The following is a 25,351-nucleotide window of genomic DNA, read 5'->3' on the forward strand; positions in this document are numbered from 1 at the left end:
AACTACGCAGTCTTGGTCGTGGCGTTTGCCGGGTGGTGCTGGCGGTGTGGCAGGACGCGCTTGATCAGGTTGATGCCATCGTCGACAAACGTGAATACCACCGGGATCACCAGCAGGCTCAGGAAGGTCGAGGTGATCAAACCGCCGATCACGACGATCGCCATGGGCGCGCGGAAGCTCGGGTCTACGCCAAGGCCGATGGCGATCGGCAGCATGCCGGCACCCATCGCGATGGTGGTCATCACGATCGGGCGTGCGCGTTTGCGGCAGGCGTCAAGCAATGCGTCCCAGCGCGACAGGTGATGCTCGCGGCGGGCCATGATCGCGTATTCGACGAGCAGGATGGAGTTCTTCGTGGCCACACCCATCAGCATGATCAGGCCGATCATCGAAGGCATCGACAAGGCCGTGTGCGTGATGAAGAGCGCCAGGAATGCGCCCGGCACCGATAGCACCAGCGCCGCAAGGATCGTCACCGGTTGCACGAAGTCGTGGAAGAGCAGCACCAGCACGATGTAGATGCACAGCACGCCGGTCAGCATCGCCAGCCCGAAGCTGGAGAACAGCTCCGCCATTGCTTCCGCGTCGCCAACCGTGGTCTGCGTAACGCCGGGTGGCAGATTGGCGAGGCTCGGCAGCTTCAGCGCCTGGGCGGAAACCTCGCCGAGTGGCTGACCGTTGAGTTCGATCTCGAAGTTGATGTTGCGGGCGCGGTCATATCGGTCGATCTGCGCCGGGCCGCTATCGACCGTCAGCGTTGCGATGTTGCCGAGCATCACCGGCCCCTTGGTGCCGGGCACCGAGAGCCGTGCGATCAGATCGAGGTTCTCGCGTGCGTCAGCCTTCAGGCGCACGACAACCGGTACCTGCCGTTGCGACAGATTGAGCTTGGCGAGCCCCTGGTCGTAATCACCAGAGGTGGCGATGCGCAGCGTATCGGCGATCGCGGCGGACGTCACACCGCGCTCCGCGGCCTTCGTGAAGTCTGGCCGCACGATCACTTCCGGGCGCACAAGGCTGGACGTCGAGGTCACCGCGCCGATGCCGGGAATCGTGCGCAGTTCGCGCTCCACCTTGGCCGCATGGGCCGCCAGTAGGCGACCGTCTTCGCCCGCCAGCACCAGCACGTACTTCTCGTTGGCCCCTGCGAGGCCGACCTTGATGCGCGCGCCGGGGATCACCTCGAGCGCCCGCCGCAGTTCGCCCTCGATCGACTGTTTGCTGATACCCGGCCGCTGCTTGCGTGGCGTCATGTTGATCGTCAGGGTCGCTTTGCGAACCTCGGCAGCGCCCGCAGATGCGAAGGGGTCGCCACCGGCCAGGCCGCCGCCGACTGCGGTGTAGACGAGCTTCACATGCGGGTTCTTCTCGACGATCAGGCGTGCCTGCTCGGCCAGCGCAAAGGTCTGCCGGAAGGTGCTGCCGGGCGGCAGTTCAAGCGTCACCTGTGTTTGCGACAAATCGTCCGGCGGCATGAAGCCTGTGGGCAGGAAAGGCACCATCGCAAAGGAGCCAAAGAAGAACACCGCCGTGGCGGCCATCGTGAGCCATCGGTGCTTCAGGCAGGAGGTGACCCAGTTCGTGTAGGTCGCCAGCCAGCCCGGCTCGCGGTGATCGTCACGCGGCGGCTTGAGCAGATAGGCCGCCATCATCGGTGTCAGCATGCGCGCCACAACCAGCGACGCGAACACCGCAATTGCGGCTGTCCAGCCAAACTGGACGAAGAACTTGCCCGGCACCCCGCCCATGAAGGCGGTGGGCAGGAAAACCGCGATCAGCGTGAAGGTGGTGGCGATCACGGCGAGCCCGATTTCGTCCGCGGCTTCCATCGCCGCCTGGTAAGGCGTCTTGCCCATGCGCAGGTGGCGGGTGATGTTTTCGATCTCGACGATCGCGTCGTCTACCAGAATCCCGACCACGATCGACATCGAAAGCAGCGTCACCACGTTGATCGAGAAGCCGAGCAGGTGCATTCCCGCGAACGCTGGGATGATCGAGAGCGGCAGCGCGGTGGCCGACACGAAGGTGGCGCGCCAGTCGCGCAGGAACAGCCACACAACCAGTACCGCGAGGATTGCGCCTTCGAACAACAGGTTCATCGAGCCGCTGTAGTTCTCCGCAACCGGATCGACGAAATTGAAGGCCTCGGTGATGACCACATCCGGATGCTTGGCTTTCAGTGCCTTGAGCACCTCCGCGACGCCCTCGGCAACTTCCACCTCACCGGCACCGCGGCTGCGGGTGATCTCGAAACCGACCACCGGTTTGCCGTTGAGCAGCGCGGCGGACCGCACTTCGGCCACGGTGTCGCGTACCGTGGCGACTTCGTCGAGGCGGATGCGGCGGCCATCGGACAGCGGAATCTCCATCGCCGCGAGTTCTTCGGCCGACGCGACCGTAGCGATCGTACGCACCGACTGCTCCGAGCCCCCGAGGTCGGCTCGCCCGCCCGAGGCTTCCTGCTGCACCTGGCGCAGCTGGCGCGAGATGTCGGCGGCGGTTGCCTTCAGGGCAAACAGCCGATCCGGATCCACCTCGATCCGCACCTCGCGCGTCACACCACCGACACGGGCGACGGCGCCAACGCCGCGCACGCTCAGCATCGCCTTGGTGATGTCGTGATCGACGAACCATGACAGCGCTTCGTTATCCATCCGGCTCGACGCGATCGTGTAGGTCAGGATCGGCATGCCGGCGAGGTCCACCTTGGCGATGACGGGGTCGCGCAAATCGCCCGGCAGGTCCGAACGCACGCGTGAAACCGCATCGCGCACATCATCGACGGCGTCCTGCGTGGCCTTCTCGAGGCGGAACTCCACGGTGATCGTGGCCGTGCCGTCCTGGATCTTGGTGTAGATGTGCTTGACGCCTTGCAGCGTCGCCATCGCGTTCTCGAGCTTGCGTGCAACCTCGGTTTCCAGCTGTGCAGGCGATGCGCCGGGCAGGCTGGCGGTAACCACGACCATCGGAAGATCAATGTCCGGGAAGTTCTGGATCTTCATCGCGCGGAATCCGACGATGCCCGCGGCGGTCAGCAGCACGAAGAAGAGCAGGGCCGGAATCGGATTGCGAATCGACCAGGACGAAACGTTCATGGTGGCCATCTTCGCGCTCAGTTCTGGGCGGGCGCGACGCGCACCGTGTCGCCGTCGGCAAGGAAGGCTGCGCCGGCTGCAACCACGGCGGTGGTCGGTTGGAGGCCGGCCAGGATCTCGACGCGGTCGCCGTTGCGGCGGCCGGTTTCCACTTTCTGTTCGCGCACACGTGTGCCGTCCAGCGCCAGCACGTAGCTGAATCCGTCGCGCAACACGACGGCGCTCTGCGGCAGCGTGAGCGCTGCCCGTTTGCCCAGTACGAACTGCCCGCGCGCGAACATGCCGGCCCGCGCGGGGCCGGGTTCGGTGAGGTCGACATAGGCGAGACCGATCCGCGTTTGCGGGTCCACCGTCGGCGCCAGCATGCGTAGGCGCCCTTCGGCGGCGCCGCCGCCGGCGAGTGTCAGGTGCACGAGCGTGCCGGGCGGCACCGAGGCCATCTCAGCTTCGGCCAGCTCGCCGCGCCATTCGAGGCGGCCGCCGCGAATCAGGTGGAACAGTTCGCCCTGAGCGATCGAGCCGGCGGTGGCGTTGCGCGCGGAAATGATGCCGTCGTCAGGTGCCACGACGCGGGTCTGCGCGAGGCGTACATCCTCAGCCCGCAGGCGTGCGCGCTGCGCCTCGACACGCGCCTGCGCGGTATCGACCGCGGTTTCGGCCTGTACCAACTGCTGGGCGCTGGCCATGCCCGCCGCGCGCAGCTGGCGCGTGCGTTCAAGGTTGGCGCGGGCTTCGTTCAGGGTGGCTTCCGCTTCGATCACGCCGGCGCGGGTTTGTGCATGGTCGGCCGCGACCGTTTCATTCGCGAGCTTGGCGAGCAGTTGGCCTTTCTTAACCTGATCGCCAACGTTGACGAGAATCTCGGTAATGCGCAGTCCGGCGATCTCTGCACCGACGGCGGCTTCTTGCCATGCCGCGATGCTGCCGTTCGCGCTCAGCGTCTGCGGCCACTCGGCCTTTTGCGGCTTGACGGTCTGTACCGTCAGCGCGGCCTTGTTTTGCGCCCCGGTCGCGGCGTTGGCCGGTGCAGTGTTGGGGGCCTTGTTACCCTTGACGGCCAGCGAGATTGCGATGGCGACGACGAGCACCACCAGGCCAATCAGGAGGATGCGTTTTCGGACTTGCATGGGAACCTCGGGGGGATTCGGATAGGCCGGCCGTCCGGCCGGTGGCAATCAGGCGTTAATCGGCGCTTGTGTTGCTTGCAGCGTGCATTATCGGGGTATCGTCGCCCGCATGCTGGTCCGGCATGTATCGCCGTGCGGGCGCCTGCAGCGATGCGCGCCTGCACTTGGCTGCGAGCCGGGTCAGCGGGCGGCAGCCTCCGCGACGAAGATCTCGACGCGCCGGTTGCGGGCGCGCCCTTCGGCGGTGTCGTTGCTGGCGATCGGGTTGCGCTCGCCGCGTCCGTCGATGCTGATGCGGCTGCTGGCGACGCCGCGGTCGGCGAGGTAATCGCGCGTGCTGGCGGCGCGGTTCAGCGAGAGCGGGTCGTTCACCGCGTCGGAGCCGGTGTTGTCGGTGTGGCCGATGATGCGGATGTGCGTTGCCCGGTTCTCGTTCAACGTGGTCGCAAAGCGGTCCAGCACCGGGCGCATGTTCGGCTTGATGTCGGCGCGGCCGGTGTCGAAGGAGAAATCACCCGGTACTTCGAGCTTGAGCTGGTTGTCGCTGGTTTGCGATACCGATACGCCAGTGCCGGCGGTGGCCTTCTCCATTTCGCGCTTCTGCTTCTCCATGTGCGACGACCAGATGTAGCCGCCGGCCGCACCGACCGCTGCGCCGATGGCGGCATCGCGGCCGACCTTGTCGCTGCCGGTGACCGCGCCGATCAGTGCGCCTGCGGCAGCACCGCCGAGCGCGCCCAGGCCGGCGCCCTTGGCCTTTTCCTGTGAGCTCTCGTCCATCGTTGCGCAGGCGCCAAGCGCAATGCTCGCGGCAGCGAGCAGACAGGTCAGTCGGGTGGGTTGCATGCGGGTACTCCAGTCAGCCGAGTCAAGCCGCGAATTTTGCGCCCGCTGCGGCGGAATCGCACCCGCAGAAATGCGAAAAGCCGCTTTCGCGGCTCTTCGATGATGGCACGGTGGGGCTGCTCAACCCTGGCGTACGCAGTCCACGTAATACTTCTTCTTGCCGTCCACCACTTCGCTGACGAGGCCGTGCACGTCGGTCTCGAAGCCGGGGAAGCGTTCGTTGAACTCGCGCACGAACTTCAGGTAGTTGCAGATCGTGGCGTTGAAGCGCTCGCCCGGAATCAGCAGCGGGATGCCCGGCGGGTAGGGTGTCACCAGCATCGCGGTGATGCGGCCTTCGAGTTCATCGATCGACACGCGCTCGATCTCGCGGTGGGCCATCTTCGACCAGGCGTCGGTCGGGCGCATCGCCGGCTCCATGTCCGAGAGGTACATCTCGGTCGTCAGGCGCGCGACGTCCTTCGCGGCGTAGAAATCGTGGATCTGCTGGCAGAGATCCTTCAGGCCGATCTTCTCGTAGCGTGGCTGCTTGGCGATGAATTCCGGCATCACGCGCCAGAGCGGCTGGTTGCTGTCGTAAGCGTCCTTGAACTGCTGCAGCTCGGTCACCATGGTGTTCCAGCGGCCCTTGGTGATGCCGATGGTGAACATGATGAAGAACGAGTAGAGACCGGTCTTCTCGACGATGATGCCGTGCTCGGACAGGTAGCGCGTGAGGATGCTCGCGGGGATGCCCCAGTCCGAGAAGTGGCCTTCAACATCCAGCCCCGGCGTGATGATCGTCGCCTTGATCGGGTCCAGCATGTTGAAGCCTTCGGCCAGCTTGCCGAAGCCGTGCCAGTGGTCTTCGGCACGCAGCATCCAGTCCTCGCGCAGGGCCATGCCGTCGTCGGCGAGGTAGTCCGGGCCCCAGACCTTGAACCACCAATCCGCGCCCCATTCTTCGTCGACCTTGCGCATGGCACGGCGGAAGTCGAGCGCTTCGGCGATTGATTCTTCGACCAGCGCGGTGCCGCCCGGCGGTTCCATCATCGCGGCCGCCACGTCGCACGAGGCGATGATTGCGTACTGCGGCGAGGTGGAGGTATGCATCAGGTAGGCCTCGTTGAAGCTCGCCAGATCGAGCTGACGGTTCTCCGAGTTCTGCACCAGGATCTGCGAAGCCTGCGACAGCCCAGCGAGCAGTTTGTGCGTGCTTTGCGTCGAGAACATCATCGACTCCTTGCAGCGCGGGCGATCGGCGCCGATCGCGTGGTAGTCGCCGTAGAAGTCGTGGAAGGCGGCGTGTGGCAGCCAGGCTTCGTCGAAGTGCAGGGTGTCGATCTTGCCGTCGAGCTCCTGCTTGATCTCCTCGACGTTGTAGAGCACGCCGTCGTAGGTGCTCTGCGTGATCGTCAGCACCCGCGGCTTGGCGTTCTTGTCGGTGATGAACGGGTTCTTCGCGATCTTCTTCTGGATGTTCTCCCAGCTGAATTCGCTCTTCGGGATCGGGCCGATGATGCCGAAGTGGTTGCGCGTCGGCATCAGGAAGACCGGAATCGCGCCGGTCATGATGATCGAGTGCAGGATTGACTTGTGGCAGTTGCGGTCCACTACCACGATGTCGCCCGGCGCCACGGTCGAGTTCCACACGATCTTGTTCGAGGTGGACGTGCCGTTGGTGACGAAGAACAGGTGGTCGGAATTGAAGATGCGCGCGGCGTTACGTTCCGACGCCGCGACCGGGCCGGTGTGGTCGAGCAGCTGGCCCAGCTCATCGACCGCATTGCAGACGTCGGCGCGCAGCATGTTCTCACCGAAGAACTGGTGGAACATCCGGCCGACCGGGCTCTTCAGGAAGGCAACGCCGCCTGAGTGTCCCGGGCAGTGCCAGGAATACGAACCGTCCGCCGCGTAGTGCACCAGCGCACGGAAGAAGGGCGGCGGCAGGCTGTCGAGGTAGGCGCGGGCCTCGCGCACGACGTAGCGCGCGATGAATTCCGGCGTGTCCTCGAACATATGGATGAAGCCGTGCAGCTCGCGCAGCACATCATTCGGGATGTGGCGGCTGGTGCGCGTTTCGCCGTGCAGGAAGATCGGGATATCCGGGTTGCGGAAGCGGATTTCCTGTACGAAGGCACGCAGTTCGCCGATCGTCTCTTCAGCCTCGTCCGACGTCAGCTCCTCGTCATCCACCGACAGGATGAAGCCCGACCCGCGGCTCTGCTGCTGTGCGAAGGAGGTCAGGTCGCCGTAACTGGTGACGCCCAGCACTTCCATGCCTTCTTTCTCGATCGCCTCCGCCAATGCACGGATACCGAGGCCCGAGGCGTTTTCCGAACGGAAGTCCTCGTCGATGATGATGATCGGGAAATCGAAACGCATGGCGGATTCTCCGCGAAGCCAAAAGAGAAAAACGGGGCCGGTGCGGTGGCACCCCCCGTCGGAAAGGCGCGAATGATAACAGTGTCAGGCTGCAGGGGAAGTGGCTTGGCACAGCTTGTGTCGCGGATGCGGAAAACTGTGTCGTGGCCTTGTGAAAAAGGCTTTTCGATCAAGTGCTTGCGGTGTTCGCCAGCAGGGCGCCATCCGTGCGGCCTCTGATCCAAAACAAACGGCCCTGCAAATCTGCAGGGCCGTCTGGGTGCGCAAGCGCGGGTTCAGATCTTCGGCAGCGTCACACCGGTCTGGCCCAGGTACTTGCCGCCGCGATCCTTGTACGAGGTTTCGCAGATCTCGTCGGACTCGAAGAACAGCATCTGCGCCACGCCCTCGTTGGCGTAAATCTTCGCCGGCAGCGGCGTGGTGTTCGAGAACTCCAGCGTCACATGGCCTTCCCACTCGGGCTCGAGCGGGGTCACGTTCACGATGATGCCGCAGCGCGCGTAGGTACTCTTGCCCAGGCACACCGTCAGCACCGAGCGCGGAATGCGGAAGTACTCCACCGTGCGGGCCAGGGCGAACGAGTTCGGCGGGATGATGCAGTAGTCGCCGGTGAAGTCCACGAAGGTCTTGTCGTCGAAGGCCTTGGGGTCAACGATCGTCGAGTTGATGTTCGTGAACACCTTGAATTCGTTGGCCACGCGCACGTCGTAGCCGTAGCTCGAGGTGCCGTACGAGACAATCTTGTTGCCATTGACCGAACGCACCAGTTCGGGCGCAAACGGCTCGATCATGCCGTGCTGTTCCGCCATGCGGCGGATCCACTTATCGGATTTGATGCTCACGGTTCGAGCTTCCAGCGAAAATTTAAACCGCCCATTCTACCTGTCCGCCTCGATTTCGTAATGCGGAGGCCGGCAAAGCGCCGGCTTTCCGCACTGGTAGGCGCTTACAGGCTGGTCTTTTCGGCCGCGGCCTTGTCTTCAGGTGCGGCGTCTTTGGGGGCTGCTTCGTCTTCGATCTTGTAGCTCGGGTCGCCTGCCCAGCGGGAAAGGTCTTTAGCGAGCGCCACTGCGCAGCGATCCAAGATCGAGCAGGTGCCCTTGAAGCCGCCCCACATGCCACCGGTGGACCAGCGATTGGCGCGCGTCTTGCGCACGACCTTGCCGTTCTCAAGCAACTCGACCTGCACCGTGATCGCCTTCGGGCCGCTCCAGCCGCCGCCGCCAACCCCCAACACATGCGAGACCTGCATGCGCATCACCTGCGCACCGTTGGCCTCGGTTTCCGAACTGATCGGGCTGCCGCCGCCGTATTTCTTGTTCAGCGCCGAGCTCATCGCACGGGCGACCTGTTCTTCTGGGCGGCACTCGTCCTTCACCTTCTGGACGATGCTTGAATCCTGCGTATAGGTCACCGGTGCGAGCAGCACGACGCGGTCAGCGGCGAATGTAGGAGTTGCCAGGACAACTGCGAATACGGTGGAGACGATGCGTTTCATTGAGGGAACCCAATCGAATCTGACTGTGTTGGGAGAGCCCGCGCCAATGCGATGTCGGCCCGGGCGGAAAGCGCCGAACGCTAGCACGACACGGCCATTGCGACCGTGAGATCTGTCGTGTGCGCGCTGCGCCCGCCTTCTCGACTCCGGGGCGTCCGTTACTTCCTTCCGCCTGCAGCGCTTTGGGGCTGCGCCGCAGCACTGCACTCGATCGCCATTTCTTGGCAGATTCGCAGCACGGCCTTGACGGCGGTCGAACTGCCAGACTCCTGTGACGGCGTAGTGTTGGAGACGATCAGCAGTTGGCTCAGGCGTTCCTCAATCGGGGTGACCTGTATTCCGGCGATGCGCTTCCCGTCGGATATCTCGAGCGTCAGCGTACTGTCGGTCTGCCGCGTGAGATGAAACTCCTTGCTTGCTTTGGCAAGCTCGACCGCTTTCCGATAAACGTTCTCTGCGCGTGCGTTAAGCATCACCGTCGCCGAGTCGTACCCGGTACCTTGTCCGTTTTCGGCCTCGCCCGCCATTTGGCGAACCACGCCGACGGCCTTTCTTGCGACAAACACCCATTGGGCCTGAGCGACACCAGCGGAGGATAAGAGCACGACCAACACCGCAGCGATGCAACGAGACATTCCCCGCATGATTCACCTCACGCTTGTTGTCCTGAGTGATGCAGCGACGCGCCGCATCCTTGGTTCGAGGCCGTAGAACTGCTCGGTCCAGTTTGCCACGATCTTGGAGGCGACGCTGGGGGAGTCTATGCCCCCCGTTCACCCTCTGGATGAATGGGCTCAGACTGACACTGTGCGCGGCGAACGACACGCCACTAACTGTCGTATGCAACGCCGGACCTGCTCCTATGCCTGCGCTTGGTGACCGTATCGGCCGCAAAACCCCGGGCGTACAGCGACGCCCAATCGTTGCTGGGTTTGAGTCGCCTTGTCATTCAGTACGGAGCAGCTTGACCGCTCTTCTTCGCGCAAAGGCGATAGGTTGGAACGGTGATCTTTCACACACAACCGAGTGAGCGTGCCTGCGGCAAATTGCCTGTGACCGGCCAATCGTCGTCTCGATGGATTTGAACTCCACGGTAAATTAGGAGACTGCCCTGGCCGCTAAACAATATGTGGCATTCGCCCGGCCTGCCAAGGTGATAACCGACTACGGGCGAATCCTTTCCCAGACGCTCATCATTCCCAACGTATGGCTGACATGAAGATCCGATTTAATTCTCTTGATTCCCGCTCCCGTCAGGTCGGCATATCGCTTGTCGCTGTGCTGCTCGTTATTGCGGTGCTTGTGGTTATTGCGTCTGGGTTACAACGCCACAGGGCCGCACAGAAGCGAACTGAGTTGGCGAAGCGCGAGGAGTTGGAGCGGAAAGAGGTGGCACGGCGTGCGGCGTCAATTGCCAGGCTGTCTGAGCAGAAGGACAAAGTGTTCTCGATCTTGGCAAAGTGGGACGACGCAGTCGGGCTCGCGAAAATAACGACGCGCTCCAAGGTGACCGGCCCAGTCGACCGAATGCAGGCGATTCGGCGCGAAATGGGGCAGGTCATTGGCAACGATTGCATCAACAGTGCTACACGTCAGATGTCGGCAGGAATGGACGACGCCATCTTCGCTTTTGAGATGTTCGTGAAGTATCCAAGGAGCCAAAGTGCGTCCGACACTTCGAAAGAATACCTTGATCGATCGAGCGACAAAATTGCGGCGGGAACAGACGATCTGATGAAATGCACGCAGTAGAGCGCAACAGCGGGGCCCGGGGCGTCGAACGCCTTCCCAAATTGTCCGCAACGGCTTAACTGCCCGCAAAAAGTGCGCGGGGAGGCTGCGGGGCGGGCCTCTCGATACCGCAAGTGTTGCGAGAGCCTTTTAGGCGCTTATCCCCGTTAACCTGGGAAAGTCGCGTACGCTCGTCGTCGGCCTAACCAAACTGGAGCGCCCGCTGAAGAGGATGTTTCATGATTGAACTGCACTACTACCCGAGCAACGCGAGCCTGGCGCCGCACATGCTGCTGGAAGAGATGGGCCTGCCGTATACGTTGCGCCTGGTTGATCGCGAGCACGGCGCCCACAAGTCGCCCGAGTATCTGAAGCTCAACCCGAACGGATTGATCCCCGTGCTGGTGGATGGCGATCTGGTGCTGTACGAGACCGCCGCGATCTGCCTGCATCTGGTCGATACCCACCCGGGTGCGGGCCTTGCGCCGGCGCTGGGTACCGCGCAGCGCGCGCACTTCTACAAGTGGATGAGCTGGCTGACCAACACCCTGCAGGCCACGCTGATGATCTACTACTACCCGGAGCGCTGGGCCGACGCGCCGGACGCGGTGGCGCAGGTCCAAGCGCACGCCGAAGCGCGGATCGGCGAACAACTGAATCTGCTCGATGCCGAATTTGCGCGCCACGGCGGCGACTGGTTGCTGGGCGATCGCATTTCGGCGGCGGATTTCTTCGCGTTGATGCTGTGCCGCTGGACTCGCGGCTTTGCGCGGCCCGCACGCAGCCTGCCGCACCTTGGGCCCTTCATCGCAAGAATGCTGGCGCGGCCCGCGGTTGTCCGCACCTTCGAGCAAGAGGCCTTGCCGCAACCATGGGCCTGAACATGTCCGGCAACCGCGGCGTCGCGGCGCTCTACCTCGGTGTGCTTGTGGCCTTTGTGGCGTCGGCGATCCGCCCGCACGACTACCCGACCTGGCTGCTCGAAACCCTTCCGGCCATGATTGCCTTGCCGCTGCTCTGGGCCACGCGCGAGCGTTTTCCGCTGACGACCCTGCTGTATGTGCTGATCGCGCTGCATGCGCTGGTGTTGATCGTGGGCGGCACCTGGACCTATGCCGAGGTGCCGGCGGGCTTCTGGGTGAAGGACTGGTTCGGGCTGTCGCGCAATCCCTACGACAAGCTGGGTCACTTCATGCAGGGTCTGGTGCCGGCGTTGCTGGCGCGCGAGATCCTGCTGCGCAAAGGCTACGTCACGCACCGCGGGATGGCGGCCTTCCTGTCGCTGTGCGTGGCCGAGGCGATCAGCGCCTGGTATGAACTGATCGAATGGTGGACTGCGCTGGCCTTGGGGCAGGGGGCTGACGCGTTTCTCGGCACCCAAGGCGACCCGTGGGATACGCAATCGGACATGTTCATGGCCGGCATCGGCGCCGCGGTGGGCCTGCTGATTCTGCGCCGCCTGCACGACGCGCAGATCGCGCGTCTCGCTTAGCCGGCAGACTGCCGTCAACGGTCGTTGAGCGCGGCGATCAGGCGTTCGAGCGCGGCGTCGTGGTCGGCGGCCTGGCGGGCCTCGAAGTCTTGTCGCTCGCGGTCGTGGCCGGCAAGACTTTCCACGGCACGCTCGATGTCCAGCATCACGACCGGTGCACCGCAGTACGGACAATTGCAGTCGTTCAGCGCGTGCAACGGTGCGCCGCATTGCCGGCATGAGAGCGCCATCAGGCGGTTGCGCTGCGCGAGGTCGGCCTCAGTTACATCGCGCAGCAGGCCTTTCTCGGCGAGGAACTGCGCATGCGTCACCGCGTGTCCGTCTGCCTTGCGGCATCGGTAGTGGATCATGCGGCCGTAGCGGCTCATGTTGTGGATGCGATCCAGCGGGCCGGTGCAGCGCGGGCACTGCAGGCGCTCGCCAAGTGGCAGCTCGGTCGACGGCTCGGCCGCGGCGATCAGGCGGAAGAGTTCCAGCAAGCCGTCGCGTGCGAGGTTGGCGGTTTCCATCTGGTCAAACCAAAGCAGGCGGCAGGCTGCGCAATGATCGATCTCGACGACGGCGCCGTAATGTGCGGCAAGCGAGATGCGCGCCATTGCGCTCGCGCAGTTGGGGCAGGGTGCAACCAGGTTCATGTCGGTTTGCGCAGCGGGCTCAGCAGTTGCGACAGTTCGACCGCCGAGCGGACGCCCATCTTGTCAAAGATCCGCGCACGATGGACTTCCACTGTGCGCATCGAAATATCCAGCGTATCGGCGATCTGCTTGTTGAGCTTGCCTTCGAGAATGCGGTTCATCACTTCCTGCTCGCGCGGCGTGAGCGCGGCCAGGCGTGCTTCGATGTTGGCACGCGAACCTTGGTCGGCGCGGTTGCGGGCATCAAAGGCAAGCGCTTCCTGGACGAGGTCCACCAGCTCGTTGTCGTTGCACGGTTTTTCCATGAAATGCCAGGCGCCGCGACGCAGTAGCTGCACCGCCATCGGCACATCGGCGTGCCCGGTGAGAAAGAGCACCGGCAGCGTCACGCCGCGTTCGAGCATCTGCTCGAAGCATTCCGGCCCGCTCATACCGCCAAGGCGCACGTCGAGCACGACGCAGCCGCGCATCGACGCGTCCAGCGACGCGAGGAAGTCTTCGCCACTCGACCAGGTGCGGCATGCCAGGCGGCGGCTCTTGAGCAGCCAGGCCAGCGCGTCGCGGATTGCTTCGTCGTCATCAACGATGTGAACCAAGGGTTCCATGTCAGTCTCCGGCGGCCCGAGAACAGGCAAGCAGGTTGGGTGTGGTGCGGCGGCGCATCCTAGACCTTGATCGGCAGGGTCAGGTGAAACAGGGTGCCGCCTTCCGGGTTGGCTTCAAACCACAGCCGCCCGTGGTGCAGTTCGGCGATCGAGCGGCAGATGTTAAGCCCCATCCCCATGCCTTCCGCCTTCGTGGTGAACAGGGCTTCGAAGAGGCGTTCGCCGACTTCGGGCGCGATGCCGCTGCCGTGGTCCGCAACGGATACGCGCACCCAGCCTTCAACCAGCGCCGTGCGCACGGTCAGCACCCGGCGGCCTGGCGGGGTGTCGCGCATCGCGTCGAAGCCGTTGCGGATCAGGTTAACCAGAACCTGCTCGAGCATCACCGTATCGGCATGCACCGGCGGCAAGTCGGGCGACAACTCCGCGATCAGGCGCACGGCGCGGCGGCGCGCTTCCGATTGCACCAGCTCGAAGGCCTCCTTCACGGCGGCGTTGATCACTGCTGGGCGGAAGTTCGACTCGCGCTTGCGCACGAAGTCGTGCACCCGCCGGATGATCTGACCTGCGCGCGTCGCTTGCTGTGCGAGCTTTTCGATCGCCGCTTCGATCTCGCTCTGCGGCAGGCTGCCGGTGCGCAGTGCGTTGAGCGCGCCGGTGGCGTAGCTGGTGATCGCGGCCAGCGGCTGGTTTAGCTCGTGTGCCAGCGATGAGGCCATTTCGCCCATCGTGACGAGGCGGGCATTCGATTGCAGCTTCTCCTGCTGCTGGCGGGTCAGCTCTTCGGCGCGACGCCGCTCGGTGATGTCGAGCACCGAGCCCATCCAGCCGGTGTGCTTGCCGTCGGCATCGATCAGCGGCGCTTCGTAGATCAGCACATCGAACTTCTCGCCGTTCTTGCGCCGGAAGCGCAGTTCCACGCCTTGCGAGGGGGCGTCGCCCGCGAGGATGCTGTCATGCACCGCGCGGGTGCGGTCGAATTCATCGGGTAGCCAATACGGCATCGGCGGGGCCATGCCGACCAGTTCTTCCGCGCTCCAGCCAAACATGCGGCAGAACGCCGGGTTCACGTAGGTGATGCGGCCACTGAGGTCGCGCGCGCGCAGACCGGTCAGCAGCGAATCTTCCATCGCCTGTCGCACCGCCATTTCGCGTCGCAGCGCCTGCTCGGCAAGCTGCCGCCGCCGCATGTGCCGGCGCAACATCCAGAGGCTCCATACGGTGGCTGCGGCGAAGACGATCACCGCGCCGGCGAAGGCCAGCGGCACCAGGCGGGTGCCGCTTCGGTAGCCTTCAACCTTCAGTGCGAGCCCGTGCCCGGGCGGATCGAAGGGGACTTCGTAACTCAGCTCCCCGGCGAGCGGGGCGACTTGCGATTTGGCTGCGACGACGGCGCCGCGCTGATCCAGGATCGAAAGCCGGTAGCGTTCAGAGAACCACCACGGCACCTGCGTCGAGAGCATCTGCTGGAAGCTGTAGACCGCGACAACGTAGCCGACGAGGCTATGGCCATCGTGCCACGGGGTGGCCACGGCAAAACTCGGTTCGCTCGGTGGGCCGGGCAGGTAGGCGTAGCCGGCGCGGCCGAAGGCGCGCGACATGTCGGCCGCCTCCTGCACCAGCTCAGGGTCCTCGGGCCGCAATTCGGGCGGCCAGGCGCCGCGTGCCGACAGCCGCGCATCCACCCACAGCACGCGCACCACGCCGCTGTCGCCACCGGTGAGCTGCCGCAGCCGCGCGATGGTCTGCTCGCCGGGCGTCTGCGATATGAACAAGTCCGGCGCCAGTTGGCGCAGCACGCCTTCGTTACGCTCGAGCTGGAAGCGCAGGTTCTGCTCGATCCACAGCACGTCGGAGACGAGCGTCGCGCGTTGCTCGTCACGATCCTGCCGCAGCGTGAGCGCGACGAAGCCGGCGATGCCCGCCACCAGGGCGATCAAGGCCAGCGCGGGCAGGCGCCAATACCAGTCGCTGGTGTGGTGGGAGGGGGCGGTCGGCATGCTCACGCCGATACTCTAGCTGCGATGCCGCGAGCTGGGCGAAGCGTGCCGCGGCATCGCCTCAAGCCTCGCGTGCCGGCGGCTCGGCGAGCCGCCCCTGGTAGAGCGCGGCCACCATGTCGCTCTGCGTGACGATGCCGACGAGCCGGCGTTCGTCATCAACCACCGGGATGTGGCTGTGCCCGCCGCCCGAGAGCAAAGGCACAAGCGTGACGAGGTGCATCTCCGGATGTGCCGTTTGTACCGGGCTGCTCATCAGTTGGCCGACGACCTCGGGCTTGTCCGATGTCATGCTCGCGGTGCGGCGGATCAGCGCCTTGAGGCGTTTGTCGAAGCTCGGGTACACATCGAGATCGAGCTGCTTCATGAAATCCACTTGCGTGACGATGCCCGTGACGCGACGCGCCCGATCAACCACGGGCAGCGCCTTGATCCGATGTTGCCGCATCAAGGACCAGGCGTCCTCCAGTTCGGTGCCGAACTCGGCCGAGATCACGTTGCGCGTCATGATGTCGCCAATCGTGATTTCCCCCATGCGGCGCCGGTAAGCGTGTGCCTCGGCCTGCTGGAACATCGACTGCAGGTCGTCGCGGTCAATATCCAGCACCTGGTTGTACTCGCGCAGCACTGCGTCGAGATCCGCTGCGACGAAGCCCAGTCGCTCCGGTGGGGCGTCCGCGCCCCTCGTTGGCGGATGCCGATGCGGATACGGCCGGCCGGAGAGGTTGTTGAACGCGAGTGCCACGGCCAGCAGCGCGGCTGAGTTGAGCAGAACCGGGGCAAGCGCGAAGCCGAAGCCCAGTGCATGGACTGCCGGGCCGCCCAGAACGGCGGTCAGCGCGACGGCGCCACTGGGTGGATGCAGGCAACGCAGGACAAACATCGCACCGATCGCGATGGATACCGCGAAGGCGCCGGACATCAGCGGATCGTGAAAGACCTTCCAGCTTGAGACGCCGATCAGCGCGGCGACCAGATTGCCGCCAATGATCGACCAGGGTTGGGCAAGCGGGCTCGACGGCACGCCGAACAGCAGCACGGCGGACGCACCCATTGGCGCAATCAGCAGCGGCAGTTCGCTGGCCTTCCCCAGTACCGCGTGGGTAATCAGGCCGGTCAGCAGAATGCCCAGCAAGGCACCGGCGCAGGCGCGCAGCCGCTCGGTCGAGTTGGCCGTGAGCGGGGCCGGGATCATGGCCCTGAGCGCTTGCAGGAATCGGTGGTTGCGGAATCGCATCGGTCTGGGCGTTGGGGGCGTTGGGGGCGTTGGGGGCGTTGGGGGCGTTGGGGGCGCGGGAGGCGCATGGTAGCGCAGCGGCTGGCGGCGGTCCGCGCGTGCTTGGTTGTGGAACTCCACAATGGCCCGATGGGCCGCGTCGCCCTAAAACTCCATTATCCGCAGCTCGATCTGCGGTGCAGCGCCGACTAATCGTAATCGCCCGAGGAGACACCACCATGCAACGTCGAACACTTGCTGCATCCCTGCTGGTCGCGCTTGCAGCCTGGTCGCTGCCCGCGGCCGCGCAGCAGCAGATCGTGATCAAGTTCAGCCATGTCGTGGCACGCAACACGCCCAAGGGCGAGGCCGCCGAACGTTTTGCCCAGCTCGCCGCGGCCAAGACTGGTGGGCGGGTCAAGGTCGAGGTCTATCCCAACAGCCAGCTCTACAAGGACAAGGAAGAGATGGAGGCGCTGCAACTGGGTGCCGTCCAGATGCTCGCGCCGTCGCTGGCCAAGTTTGGGCCGCTGGGTGTCAAGGAATTCGAAGTCTTCGACCTGCCGTACCTCTTCGATAGCTACGACCAGCTCCATCGCGTAACCAACGGCCCGATCGGCAAGGATCTGCTCAAGCGTCTGGAGCCCAAGGGCATCGTCGGTCTGGCCTACTGGGACAACGGTTTCAAGGACTTTTCGGCGAACAAGCCACTGAAGACGCCGGCGGACTTCAAGGGTCTCAAGATGCGGATCCAGTCGTCCAAGGTGCTCGACTCGGAGATGCGGGCGCTCGGCGCCAATCCACAGGTCATCGCGTTCTCCGAGGTCTACCAGGCGCTGCAGACCGGCGTCGTGGACGGCACCGAGAACCCGCCCTCCAACTTCTACACCCAGAAGATGCATGAGGTGCAGAAGTTCGTGACCCAAAGCGGCCACGGCTACCTCGGCTACGCGGTGATCGTGAACAAGAAGTTCTGGGAAGGTTTGCCGGCCGACATCCGCGCCCAGCTGGAGGACGCGATGGTGCAAGCCACGCGCTATGCCGACGCGGTGGCGCAGAAAGAGAACAACGATGCCATGGAGGCCGTGAAGAAGTCAGGCAAGACGCAAGTCGTTGCCCTGTCGCCCGCAGAGAAGGCCGAACTGAAGAGGGTGCTGCTCGCGGTGCATAAGGAGCAGGAGTCGCGTGTCGGCGCCGAGCTGATCAAGGCGATCTACAAGGAGACCGGGTTCAACCCGGCCAAGCCCTAAACCCGTTTCGGGGTGGCGCGTGGCGGTTCGGGGGGACTGCCGCGCGCCCGCTGCCCGCCCGGCCGTATCTGGCCGATTCTTATCCGGAGACATCCAATGAAGATCCTCGATCACATCGAGGAATGGTTGATCGCGACCCTGATGGGCGCGGCCACGGTGATCATCTTTGTCGCCGTGCTGCATCGCTACCTGTCCGGCTTTGCCATTCCCGGCCTGCAGGACTGGCTGCTGTCGATCAACCTTTCCTGGGCACAGGAGCTGTGCATCATCATGTTCGTCTGGATGGCCAAGTTTGGCGCCGCCTATGGTGTGCGCACCGGCATCCATGTTGGCGTGGATGTGCTGATCAACCGACTCGATGATCGGAAGCGCGCGAAGTTCGTGCTCTTCGGTCTGTGCGCCGGTGCTTTCTTCACCGGCATCGTTGCCACGCTGGGGGCGCGCTTCGTGTGGGAGAACGGTTTCCATCACGCGTTGTTCACCAAGCTGGGCATTCCCGGTGACACCTTTGAAGGGCCGACCACGCCAGACCTCGAGTGGCCGACCTGGATCGTCTACTCGGCGATCCCGCTTGGCTCCGGCCTGATGTGTTTCCGCTTTCTGCAGGTAGCGTGGGCCTTCGTGAAGACCGGCGAGTTGCCGCACCACGATCACGGTCACGTCGATGGGCTGGAGGATGAGCCCGACGAGAAGCTGCCGTCGGTTGGCGAAGCTTTTGCGGAAGGGGAGGACATCGCCCATGGCTACGGCGGCTCGCGCCGTTTCAAGGCGGCCCACCAACGCGACGACGAGGAGGGCAAGCAATGAGCGCGCTCATCATCTTCGGCCTGCTGCTGGCCTTGATGCTTACCGGCATGCCGATCTCGATCTCGCTCGGCCTGACGGTGCTGACCTTTCTCTTCACGATGACCACGGTGCCGATCGAATCGGTTGCACTGAAGCTCTTCACCGGCATCGAGAAGTTCGAAATCATGGCGATTCCGTTCTTCATCCTGGCCGGCAACTTCCTCACGCACGGTGGCGTCGCGCGGCGGATGATCAATTTCGCCACCTCGATGGTCGGCCACTGGCACGGCGGCCTTGGGCTTGCGGGCGTGATGGCCTGCGCGCTGTTCGCCGCGGTGTCTGGCTCGTCGCCGGCGACGGTCGTGGCGATCGGGTCGATCCTGCTGCCGGCCATGGTCAAGGCTGGCTTTCCGAAGCGCTTTGGCGCAGGTGTGATCACCACCTCGGGCGCGCTGGGCATCCTGATCCCGCCGTCCATCGTGATGGTGATGTACTCGGTCGCGACCAACACCTCGGTCGGCGCGCTGTTCATGGCGGGCGTGGTGCCGGGCCTGATGCTGGCGGGTTTCCTCGGCTTTACCACCTGGTACCGTGCGCGCAAGTTCGGCTACCCGCGGCAGGCCAAGGCAAGCTGGCCCGAGCGGTTCAAGGCGTTTCGCGAGTCGATGTGGGGGCTTTTCCTGATCATCGTCGTGATGGGCGGCATCTACACCGGCATCTTCACGCCAACCGAGGCGGCCGCGATGAGCGCGGTGTATGCCTTCATCGTCGCGGTCTTTGTTTACAAGGACATGCCGCTTGCCGGCGTGCGCAAGGTGCTGCTCGACTCGGCGAACATGAGCGCGATGCTGCTCTACATCATCACGAACGCGGTGCTGTTCTCCTTCATCATGACCAACGAGAACATTCCGCAGCAGCTCGCCGATTGGCTGTTGGCTCAAGGCCTGGGCCCGATTGCCTTCCTGCTCGCGGTGAATGTGCTGCTGCTGGTGGCCGGGAACGTGATGGAACCCTCGTCGATCGTGCTGATCATGGCGCCGATCCTGTTTCCGGTGGCGGCCAAGCTGGGCATCCATCCGGTGCACTTCGGCATCCTGATCACCGTGAACATGGAGGTCGGCATGTGCCATCCACCGGTGGGGCTCAACATGTACGTGGCCTCTGGCATCACGAAGATGGGCATTACCGAGCTGACGGTGGCGGTTTGGCCCTGGCTGCTGACGATGCTGGTCTTCCTTGGTCTGGTGACCTATGTGCCGACGCTGTCGCTGTGGTTCCCGCGCATGCTGGGCATGCTCCAGTAGCCTGCTGCGGTTGAAGCAAAAACGGGCGCCAGCGGCGCCCGTTTTCTTTGTCGCTGCGGTGCGGGTTATTGCGCGAGCGGGATCGTTGCCGCCTGATCAAAGCGCAGCAACGCGTCGATCTTCGCTTCGATCTGCATGAAACGTGCTGCCTTGGCGGCCGGAATCACCTTCGACATCTTGTCGAAGTAGGTCACGCGGAGCTTGATCAGGTCACGCTCGGCGCCGTTGATTTCGCCGATCAGACGCTTGGCGTTGGCGTTGGTGAGCTTCGCATCCACAGCGATGAAGTCGATCATCGCGAGCGTCAGCCGTTGGCGGATCGTCGTGCCTGCCTTCTCGTACTGGTCATAGAGCGGCCAGAATTTGTCTGCCTCAGCTGCCGTCAGCAGCATGTTGTCAGCGACCAGCTTCTTCTTGTCTGTGCGGATCTGATCGCGCAGCGCCTGGACTGCTGCCGGATCCGGCGCGGCCGGCGTGGCGGCCTCGGCAATCGGGGCGAGCAGGGCGGTGGAACAGATGAGGGCGGCTAGAAGGTGCTTCATCATGCGTCCTTTAGGCTGGGAAAACCGCGAGTTTAGGCGTTTGAGGTGCCGCCAGACTATCGAGCGTGCGCCAGAAAATGTGCCTAATTGACAGCCTCTGGCGCCGTTTCGTTTTGGCACAAGATGGCTGAGGTCCAGCAAATTTTCCCTGATATAATCAAAAGTTAGCTTTTTTGCACCCAACAATCGTGGAGTTTGAACATGGCTATCGAACGCACCCTATCGATCATCAAACCGGACGCCGTCGCGAAGAACGTGATCGGCAAAATCTATCAGCGTTTTGAAGACGCGGGTCTGAAGATCGTTGCCGCCAAGCTGGTGCATCTGTCCGAGCAGGAAGCCGGCCAGTTCTACGCAGTGCACAAAGAGCGTCCCTTTTTCAAGGATCTGGTCAAGTTCATGACCTCCGGCCCGGTGATGATCCAGGCGCTTGAAGGCGAGAACGCGATCGCGAAGAACCGCGAGCTGATGGGTGCCACCGACCCGAAGAAGGCTGCGCCGGGCACGATCCGCGCCGACTTCGCCGAGTCGATCGACGCCAACGCCGTGCACGGTTCGGATGCCCCGGAAACCGCCGCCGTTGAAGTGGCGTTCTTCTTCCCGGGCATGAACGTCTACTCCCGCTGAGCGAGGCGTAGCGATCCTACGGATTCGCCAGCGGGAATTTGAACCCCCGCTGGCGGTCTGAACGGTCTCTGCCCCCGGAGACAAACATGACGACAGCACAAGAAAACCGCGTCAACCTGCTCGATTTCGATGCGCAGGCGATGACAGACTGGTTCGCCGCGCAGGGCGAGAAGCCGTTTCGCGCGCGCCAGGTGCTGCGCTGGATTCACCGCTTCGGGGAGACCGATTTCGAGGCGATGACCGATGTCGCCAAGAGCCTGCGCGCCAAACTGCAGGGCTCGGCCTGCATCGTGCCGCCCAATCCGATCCGCGACAGCATCTCCACCGATGGCACGCGCAAGTGGTTGTTCGATGTGGGCAACGCCAACGCGGTCGAGAGCGTGTTTATTCCGGAAACGACGCGGGGCACGCTGTGCATTTCCTCGCAGGCCGGCTGCGCGCTGGACTGCTCGTTCTGTTCGACCGGCAAGCAGGGCTTCAACCGCAACCTGACGGCCGCCGAGATCATCGGCCAGCTGTGGATGGCGAACCGCCTGCTGGGTGCGGACCCGGACGGCGAACGCATCATCAGCAACGTCGTGATGATGGGCATGGGCGAGCCGCTGGCGAACTTCGACAACGTGGTGTCGGCGCTGAACCTGATGCTCGACGATCACGCCTACGGCCTTTCGCGCCGTCGCGTTACGGTGTCGACTTCGGGCATCGTGCCGGCGATGGATCGCCTCCGCGACGCCTGCCCGGTGGCACTCGCCGTGTCGCTGCACGCGCCCAACGACGCGCTGCGCGACGTGCTCGTACCGATCAACAAGAAGTACCCCCTGGTGGAACTCATGGCGGCTTGCCGGCGCTATCTCGAGCGCGCGCCGCGTGACTTCATTACCTTCGAATACGTCATGCTCGACGGGGTCAATGACCAGGACGAGCATGCCCGGCAGCTCATCGCACTCACGCGCGATGTGCCGTGCAAATTCAATCTGATTCCGTTCAATCCGTTCCCGAATTCGGGCTACGAACGCTCACCGGCACCTCGGATCAAGCGTTTTGCCCAGATTCTGATCGATGCCGGAATCGTGACGACCACCCGCAAGACCCGCGGCGACGACGTCGATGCCGCCTGCGGTCAGCTCGCCGGGCAGGTCATCGATAAAACGCGCCGCACTACGCGGCGCACCATTTCGCTTACGGAGGTCAGATCTTGATCGTGGCTCGTTCGCTCATGCTTGTGCTCGCGACTGCGGCGGCAGTATCCGCCTGCAGTACCCCTTCGTCGCAAGGCGGAGCCGGCGTTGCTGACCGACCCTCGACCGATCAGCCGGTCGCCACCGAGGCGCGAAAACGCTCGCGGGCCCACGTCGAGTTGGGCAATGAGTACATCAAGGCGGGCCGCCTAGGGGTTGCGATGGAGGAGGCGCGGATTGCGGTCCAGGAGGACCCGAGTTACGCCGCTGCGCATCACCTGCAGGCGCTGGTGCACATGTATCTCGACGAGCAGAAAGCCGCACAGTCGGAGTTCGAACGCGCCTTGTCGCTAGCGCCAGGTGACCCCGAAATCAACAACAGCTACGGCTGGTTCCTGTGCAACGGTGGACAGGAGCAGCGCGGTCTTGAGTTGCTCGCGAAGGCAGCCCAGAACCCGTATTACGAAAACCCGACCCGCCCTTATACCAATTCGGGCCTGTGTTACCTGAAGCTCAAGAACGAGGATGCGGCCCGCGGGCAGTTCGCTCGCGCCTTGGCGCTCGACCCGAATAACGCAACCGCGCTCTACAACCTTGCGAACATCGCATACCGCAAAGGCGAGATGCAGAAGGCGCGCGACCTTGTGGCCGATCTGAACCGTGTTGGCGAGCCAACCGCGGCCTCAGTCTGGTTGGGCTTGCGTGTTGAGCGGAAGCTGGGCAACCGGGAGGCCGAAGCCGCTTACACCGCCCAGCTGCGCCGCCGCTTTACCAGCTCGCAGGAATATCAGGACTATTTGCAGGAGCGCTTTGATTGAGCGCTACGTCGATGGAATCACACAGCTACGCGAATGCCCCCGGCGTTGCTGCGTCGGGCGTTGCCCTGAAGCAGGCACGTGAGGCTCGCAATCTTGGTATCGCCGAAGTCGCTTCCACGCTGAAGCTGACCCCTCGCCAGATCGAAGCGATCGAGAGCGAGGCTTTCGATCAGTTGCCGGGCAGTGCCTTTGCGCGCGGCTTTGTCCGCAACTACGCGCGTTATCTCGGTCTGGATCCTGCACCGCTGCTTGAACGCATGGAGCAGCCCGCACGTGGCGAGGATCTGAAGCTCGCGCCAGAGTCGAATGCCGAAGGCTCCGTACCGCGCCGGCCGTCGGGCTATCGGTCGGCCTCCCCGTTGCCAGCCGTCATGGTGGTGGGCGCGATTGTCGTGCTGGGGCTGGTGTGGTCGAGCTTCAATTGGTTTGGCCGTGGGGCCACTCCGGGTGTTGAGCGTGGGGTGAGCCAGTCTGCGGCCGTCGCGGCGTCCGAGCCGATCTTCCCGCCGCACACCGAAGAGACGGCCGTTGTCACCGCGCAGGTCGAGCCTGCCGCGAGCGCGTCCGAGCCGGTTGCCGCCCAATCCCAGCCGGCTACGGCCTCGGTGGCGCAATCGTCACCCGTTGCCGTCGCCAAACCTGCCGCGTCGCAAGCTCCGCAATCGGCGCCTACGCCACTTGCGCAGCAGTCGGCGCCGGTTGGTGCAGCGCAGGGCGGTTTGAATTTTTCGTTCGCGCAGGACGCATGGGTCGAGGTGCGTGATGCCTCCGGCAGCGTGGTGTTCTCGCGCCTTAGCAAAGCCGGTTCGACACAGACGGTGCAGGGCACGGCACCGTTTGCGCTGGTGATTGGCAACGCGCCGAACGTCAAAGTCGAATACAACGGCCGCCCGGTCGATCTCGCGCCCTACACCAAGGTGAGTGTGGCGCGCCTTTCCGTGAAGTGATGCTGATGCCTGTTCTCGATCCATTCGGCGGAAAGCCGGCCGCTCGCCACCGTACCCGTGAAGTTCGCATCGGGCGTGTCCGCGTTGGGTCGGATGCGCCGATCGTCGTGCAGTCGATGACCAACACCGACACGGCAGACCACATCGCGACGGCAATCCAGATCGCGCAACTCGCGCGGGCTGGCTCCGAGATCGTGCGCATCACGGTGAATAACGAAGAGTCGGCGGCGGCAGTGCCGAAGATTCGCGAGCAGCTGCTGAAGATGAACGTTGATGTGCCGCTGGTCGGTGACTTCCACTACAACGGCCATCGCCTGCTGACGGCCTACCCCGAGTGCGCGGAGGTGCTGGACAAGTACCGCATCAATCCGGGCAACGTCGGCTCCGGTCAGAAGCGCGATCCACAGTTTGCGGCGATCATCGAGCTGGCCTGCAAGTATGACAAGCCGGTCCGCATCGGCGTGAACTGGGGCAGTCTCGACCAGTCGGTGCTCGCGCGCATCATGGACGAGAACGCCAGCCGTGCCGAACCGATGGATGCGCAGGCGGTGATGCGCGAGGCGCTCGTCACCTCGGCGCTGGAGTCCGCCGCCAAGGCTGAAGAGTTTGGCATGGCCGGCAACCGAATCATCCTGTCCGCCAAGGTGTCAAGCGTGCAGGATTTGATCGCCGTCTACCGCATGCTGGCTGCGCGCTGCGACTATCCGCTGCACCTTGGTCTGACCGAGGCCGGCATGGGCAGCAAGGGCATCGTTGCCTCCACCGCGGCGCTGGGTGTGCTGCTACAGGAAGGTATCGGCGACACGATCCGCGTCTCGCTGACGCCGGAACCGGGCGGCGCCCGGACGCAGGAAGTGATCGTTGCGCAAGAAATCCTGCAGAGCATGGGCTTGCGTGCCTTCACCCCGATGGTGACGGCCTGCCCCGGCTGCGGGCGCACGACCAGCACCTTCTTCCAGGAACTCGCGCAGTCGGTGCAGGGCTATGTGCGCGACAAGATGCCGGAATGGAAGACCCAGTACGACGGCGTCGAGAACCTCACGCTTGCAGTGATGGGGTGTGTCGTCAATGGGCCGGGTGAAAGCAAGCACGCGAACATCGGGATCTCGCTGCCCGGTACCGGTGAAACCCCGGCTGCGCCGGTCTTCGAGGATGGGGAAAAGACCGTGACCCTGCGCGGCGATAACATCGCCCAGGAGTTCATTGGGCTGATCGACGCCTACGTAGCGCGCAAATACACAAGAAAGACCGTCTGAGCGTTCCGACGCCGACGAGACATTGAACAGGTAG

Annotated in this window: 23 protein-coding genes; 11 read left to right on the forward strand and 12 right to left on the reverse strand. The window is 63.9% G+C overall.

Features of this window, described 5'->3' with window-relative positions:
- Positions 1 to 2: 2 nt before the first annotated feature.
- From HH302_RS01915 to HH302_RS01945, 7 genes are all read right to left on the reverse strand, one after another.
- Positions 3 to 3,095 carry an efflux RND transporter permease subunit gene (locus HH302_RS01915; RefSeq protein WP_172197408.1) on the reverse strand — a complete coding sequence of 1,031 codons (3,093 nt, stop codon included), beginning with the start codon at positions 3,093 to 3,095 and terminating at the stop codon, positions 3 to 5.
- Between the two features lie 17 nt (positions 3,096 to 3,112).
- Positions 3,113 to 4,222: an efflux RND transporter periplasmic adaptor subunit gene (locus HH302_RS01920; RefSeq protein WP_172197411.1), complete on the reverse strand. Its 1,110-nt coding sequence runs from the start codon at positions 4,220 to 4,222 to the stop codon at positions 3,113 to 3,115.
- Positions 4,223 to 4,402: 180 nt separating this feature from the next.
- On the reverse strand, positions 4,403 to 5,068 hold the full coding sequence (locus HH302_RS01925; RefSeq protein ID WP_172197414.1) for an OmpA family protein: 666 nt from the start codon (positions 5,066 to 5,068) through the stop codon (positions 4,403 to 4,405).
- Between the two features lie 120 nt (positions 5,069 to 5,188).
- Entirely contained in the window at positions 5,189 to 7,432 is a 2,244-nt protein-coding gene (locus HH302_RS01930) for an arginine/lysine/ornithine decarboxylase (RefSeq protein ID WP_172197417.1), read from the reverse strand.
- 275 nt (positions 7,433 to 7,707) lie between these two features.
- Positions 7,708 to 8,274, reverse strand: a complete 567-nt coding sequence (gene dcd / locus HH302_RS01935; RefSeq protein ID WP_172197420.1) for a dCTP deaminase — start codon at positions 8,272 to 8,274, stop codon at positions 7,708 to 7,710.
- Positions 8,275 to 8,378: 104 nt separating this feature from the next.
- Entirely contained in the window at positions 8,379 to 8,930 is a 552-nt protein-coding gene (locus HH302_RS01940) for a hypothetical protein (RefSeq protein ID WP_216661738.1), read from the reverse strand.
- 158 nt (positions 8,931 to 9,088) lie between these two features.
- On the reverse strand, positions 9,089 to 9,565 hold the full coding sequence (locus tag HH302_RS01945) for a hypothetical protein (protein ID WP_172197423.1): 477 nt from the start codon (positions 9,563 to 9,565) through the stop codon (positions 9,089 to 9,091).
- A gap of 580 nt (positions 9,566 to 10,145) precedes the next feature.
- On the opposite strand from HH302_RS01945, the gene HH302_RS01950 reads away from it, so the two are divergent.
- The 3 genes from HH302_RS01950 (at position 10,146) to HH302_RS01960 (ending at position 12,153) form a co-directional block, all read left to right on the forward strand.
- Entirely contained in the window at positions 10,146 to 10,682 is a 537-nt protein-coding gene (locus HH302_RS01950) for a hypothetical protein (protein WP_172197426.1), read from the forward strand.
- Positions 10,683 to 10,900: 218 nt separating this feature from the next.
- Positions 10,901 to 11,542 (forward strand): glutathione S-transferase family protein, encoded by a 642-nt coding sequence (locus tag HH302_RS01955; protein WP_172197429.1) that lies wholly within the window; start codon positions 10,901 to 10,903, stop codon positions 11,540 to 11,542.
- 2 nt (positions 11,543 to 11,544) lie between these two features.
- Positions 11,545 to 12,153, forward strand: coding sequence for a DUF2238 domain-containing protein (locus HH302_RS01960; RefSeq protein ID WP_172197432.1), 609 nt, complete (start codon positions 11,545 to 11,547; stop codon positions 12,151 to 12,153).
- A 14-nt stretch (positions 12,154 to 12,167) separates the two neighbouring features.
- On the opposite strand, the gene HH302_RS01965 is transcribed toward HH302_RS01960, so the two are convergent.
- The 4 genes from HH302_RS01965 to HH302_RS01980 form a co-directional block, all read right to left on the reverse strand.
- Entirely contained in the window at positions 12,168 to 12,788 is a 621-nt protein-coding gene (locus tag HH302_RS01965) for a zf-TFIIB domain-containing protein (RefSeq protein ID WP_172197435.1), read from the reverse strand.
- Positions 12,785 to 13,393: a response regulator transcription factor gene (locus tag HH302_RS01970; protein ID WP_172197438.1), complete on the reverse strand. Its 609-nt coding sequence runs from the start codon at positions 13,391 to 13,393 to the stop codon at positions 12,785 to 12,787. Before HH302_RS01970 ends, HH302_RS01965 begins: the two co-directional genes overlap by 4 nt.
- Positions 13,394 to 13,452: 59 nt before the next feature.
- On the reverse strand, positions 13,453 to 15,393 hold the full coding sequence (locus tag HH302_RS01975; protein WP_172197441.1) for a sensor histidine kinase: 1,941 nt from the start codon (positions 15,391 to 15,393) through the stop codon (positions 13,453 to 13,455).
- 61 nt (positions 15,394 to 15,454) lie between these two features.
- Entirely contained in the window at positions 15,455 to 16,588 is a 1,134-nt protein-coding gene (locus HH302_RS01980) for an HPP family protein (protein WP_172197444.1), read from the reverse strand.
- Between the two features lie 260 nt (positions 16,589 to 16,848).
- Between HH302_RS01980 and HH302_RS01985 the strand changes: the two genes are divergently transcribed.
- The 3 genes from HH302_RS01985 (at position 16,849) to HH302_RS01995 (ending at position 19,949) form a co-directional block, all read left to right on the forward strand.
- On the forward strand, positions 16,849 to 17,859 hold the full coding sequence (locus HH302_RS01985; protein ID WP_172197447.1) for a TRAP transporter substrate-binding protein: 1,011 nt from the start codon (positions 16,849 to 16,851) through the stop codon (positions 17,857 to 17,859).
- Between the two features lie 96 nt (positions 17,860 to 17,955).
- Positions 17,956 to 18,666, forward strand: coding sequence for a TRAP transporter small permease (locus HH302_RS01990; RefSeq protein ID WP_172197450.1), 711 nt, complete (start codon positions 17,956 to 17,958; stop codon positions 18,664 to 18,666).
- Positions 18,663 to 19,949, forward strand: coding sequence for a TRAP transporter large permease (locus HH302_RS01995; protein WP_172197453.1), 1,287 nt, complete (start codon positions 18,663 to 18,665; stop codon positions 19,947 to 19,949). Before HH302_RS01990 ends, HH302_RS01995 begins: the two co-directional genes overlap by 4 nt.
- 65 nt (positions 19,950 to 20,014) lie before the next feature.
- On the opposite strand, the gene HH302_RS02000 is transcribed toward HH302_RS01995, so the two are convergent.
- Complete coding sequence (locus HH302_RS02000; protein ID WP_172197456.1) at positions 20,015 to 20,491, reverse strand: hypothetical protein; 477 nt, start codon at positions 20,489 to 20,491, stop codon at positions 20,015 to 20,017.
- A 201-nt stretch (positions 20,492 to 20,692) separates the two neighbouring features.
- On the opposite strand from HH302_RS02000, the gene ndk reads away from it, so the two are divergent.
- The 5 genes from ndk (at position 20,693) to ispG (ending at position 25,317) form a co-directional block, all read left to right on the forward strand.
- A complete protein-coding gene (ndk, locus tag HH302_RS02005; protein WP_172197459.1) occupies positions 20,693 to 21,118 on the forward strand; it encodes a nucleoside-diphosphate kinase in 426 nt (141 codons plus the stop codon).
- Between the two features lie 86 nt (positions 21,119 to 21,204).
- The gene (gene rlmN / locus HH302_RS02010; RefSeq protein ID WP_172197462.1) at positions 21,205 to 22,317 is read left to right on the forward strand and encodes a 23S rRNA (adenine(2503)-C(2))-methyltransferase RlmN; all 1,113 of its coding nucleotides are present in this window, start codon (positions 21,205 to 21,207) and stop codon (positions 22,315 to 22,317) included.
- A gap of 2 nt (positions 22,318 to 22,319) precedes the next feature.
- Complete coding sequence (gene pilW, locus HH302_RS02015) at positions 22,320 to 23,114, forward strand: type IV pilus biogenesis/stability protein PilW (protein ID WP_371814546.1); 795 nt, start codon at positions 22,320 to 22,322, stop codon at positions 23,112 to 23,114.
- Entirely contained in the window at positions 23,111 to 24,061 is a 951-nt protein-coding gene (locus tag HH302_RS02020; protein WP_172197465.1) for a RodZ domain-containing protein, read from the forward strand. Before pilW ends, HH302_RS02020 begins: the two co-directional genes overlap by 4 nt.
- A 5-nt stretch (positions 24,062 to 24,066) precedes the next feature.
- Complete coding sequence (ispG, locus tag HH302_RS02025) at positions 24,067 to 25,317, forward strand: flavodoxin-dependent (E)-4-hydroxy-3-methylbut-2-enyl-diphosphate synthase (RefSeq protein WP_172197468.1); 1,251 nt, start codon at positions 24,067 to 24,069, stop codon at positions 25,315 to 25,317.
- Positions 25,318 to 25,351: the final 34 nt, after the last annotated feature.

Source organism: Niveibacterium sp. COAC-50 (assembly GCF_013184235.1).
In the GTDB taxonomy this organism is placed as follows: Bacteria; Pseudomonadota; Gammaproteobacteria; order Burkholderiales; family Rhodocyclaceae; genus Niveibacterium; species Niveibacterium microcysteis.

Bases quoted from the DNA above. Each gene is read 5' to 3' on its own strand.
- HH302_RS01945 (WP_172197423.1), bottom strand. From the start codon at position 9,565: ATGTCTCGTTGCATCGCTGCGGTGTTGGTCGTGCTCTTATCCTCCGCT.
- ndk (WP_172197459.1), top strand. From the start codon at position 20,693: ATGGCTATCGAACGCACCCTATCGATCATCAAACCGGACGCCGTCGCG.
- HH302_RS01980 (WP_172197444.1), bottom strand. From the start codon at position 16,588: ATGATCCCGGCCCCGCTCACGGCCAACTCGACCGAGCGGCTGCGCGCC.
- HH302_RS01965 (WP_172197435.1), bottom strand. From the start codon at position 12,788: ATGAACCTGGTTGCACCCTGCCCCAACTGCGCGAGCGCAATGGCGCGC.
- HH302_RS01940 (WP_216661738.1), bottom strand. From the start codon at position 8,930: ATGAAACGCATCGTCTCCACCGTATTCGCAGTTGTCCTGGCAACTCCT.
- HH302_RS02000 (WP_172197456.1), bottom strand. From the start codon at position 20,491: ATGAAGCACCTTCTAGCCGCCCTCATCTGTTCCACCGCCCTGCTCGCC.
- HH302_RS01915 (WP_172197408.1), bottom strand. From the start codon at position 3,095: ATGAACGTTTCGTCCTGGTCGATTCGCAATCCGATTCCGGCCCTGCTC.
- HH302_RS01950 (WP_172197426.1), top strand. From the start codon at position 10,146: ATGAAGATCCGATTTAATTCTCTTGATTCCCGCTCCCGTCAGGTCGGC.
- HH302_RS01970 (WP_172197438.1), bottom strand. From the start codon at position 13,393: ATGGAACCCTTGGTTCACATCGTTGATGACGACGAAGCAATCCGCGAC.
- HH302_RS01955 (WP_172197429.1), top strand. From the start codon at position 10,901: ATGATTGAACTGCACTACTACCCGAGCAACGCGAGCCTGGCGCCGCAC.
- ispG (WP_172197468.1), top strand. From the start codon at position 24,067: ATGCCTGTTCTCGATCCATTCGGCGGAAAGCCGGCCGCTCGCCACCGT.
- HH302_RS01920 (WP_172197411.1), bottom strand. From the start codon at position 4,222: ATGCAAGTCCGAAAACGCATCCTCCTGATTGGCCTGGTGGTGCTCGTC.
- HH302_RS01975 (WP_172197441.1), bottom strand. From the start codon at position 15,393: ATGCCGACCGCCCCCTCCCACCACACCAGCGACTGGTATTGGCGCCTG.
- HH302_RS01990 (WP_172197450.1), top strand. From the start codon at position 17,956: ATGAAGATCCTCGATCACATCGAGGAATGGTTGATCGCGACCCTGATG.
- HH302_RS01985 (WP_172197447.1), top strand. From the start codon at position 16,849: ATGCAACGTCGAACACTTGCTGCATCCCTGCTGGTCGCGCTTGCAGCC.
- rlmN (WP_172197462.1), top strand. From the start codon at position 21,205: ATGACGACAGCACAAGAAAACCGCGTCAACCTGCTCGATTTCGATGCG.
- HH302_RS01930 (WP_172197417.1), bottom strand. From the start codon at position 7,432: ATGCGTTTCGATTTCCCGATCATCATCATCGACGAGGACTTCCGTTCG.
- HH302_RS01960 (WP_172197432.1), top strand. From the start codon at position 11,545: ATGTCCGGCAACCGCGGCGTCGCGGCGCTCTACCTCGGTGTGCTTGTG.
- HH302_RS01995 (WP_172197453.1), top strand. From the start codon at position 18,663: ATGAGCGCGCTCATCATCTTCGGCCTGCTGCTGGCCTTGATGCTTACC.
- HH302_RS01925 (WP_172197414.1), bottom strand. From the start codon at position 5,068: ATGCAACCCACCCGACTGACCTGTCTGCTCGCTGCCGCGAGCATTGCG.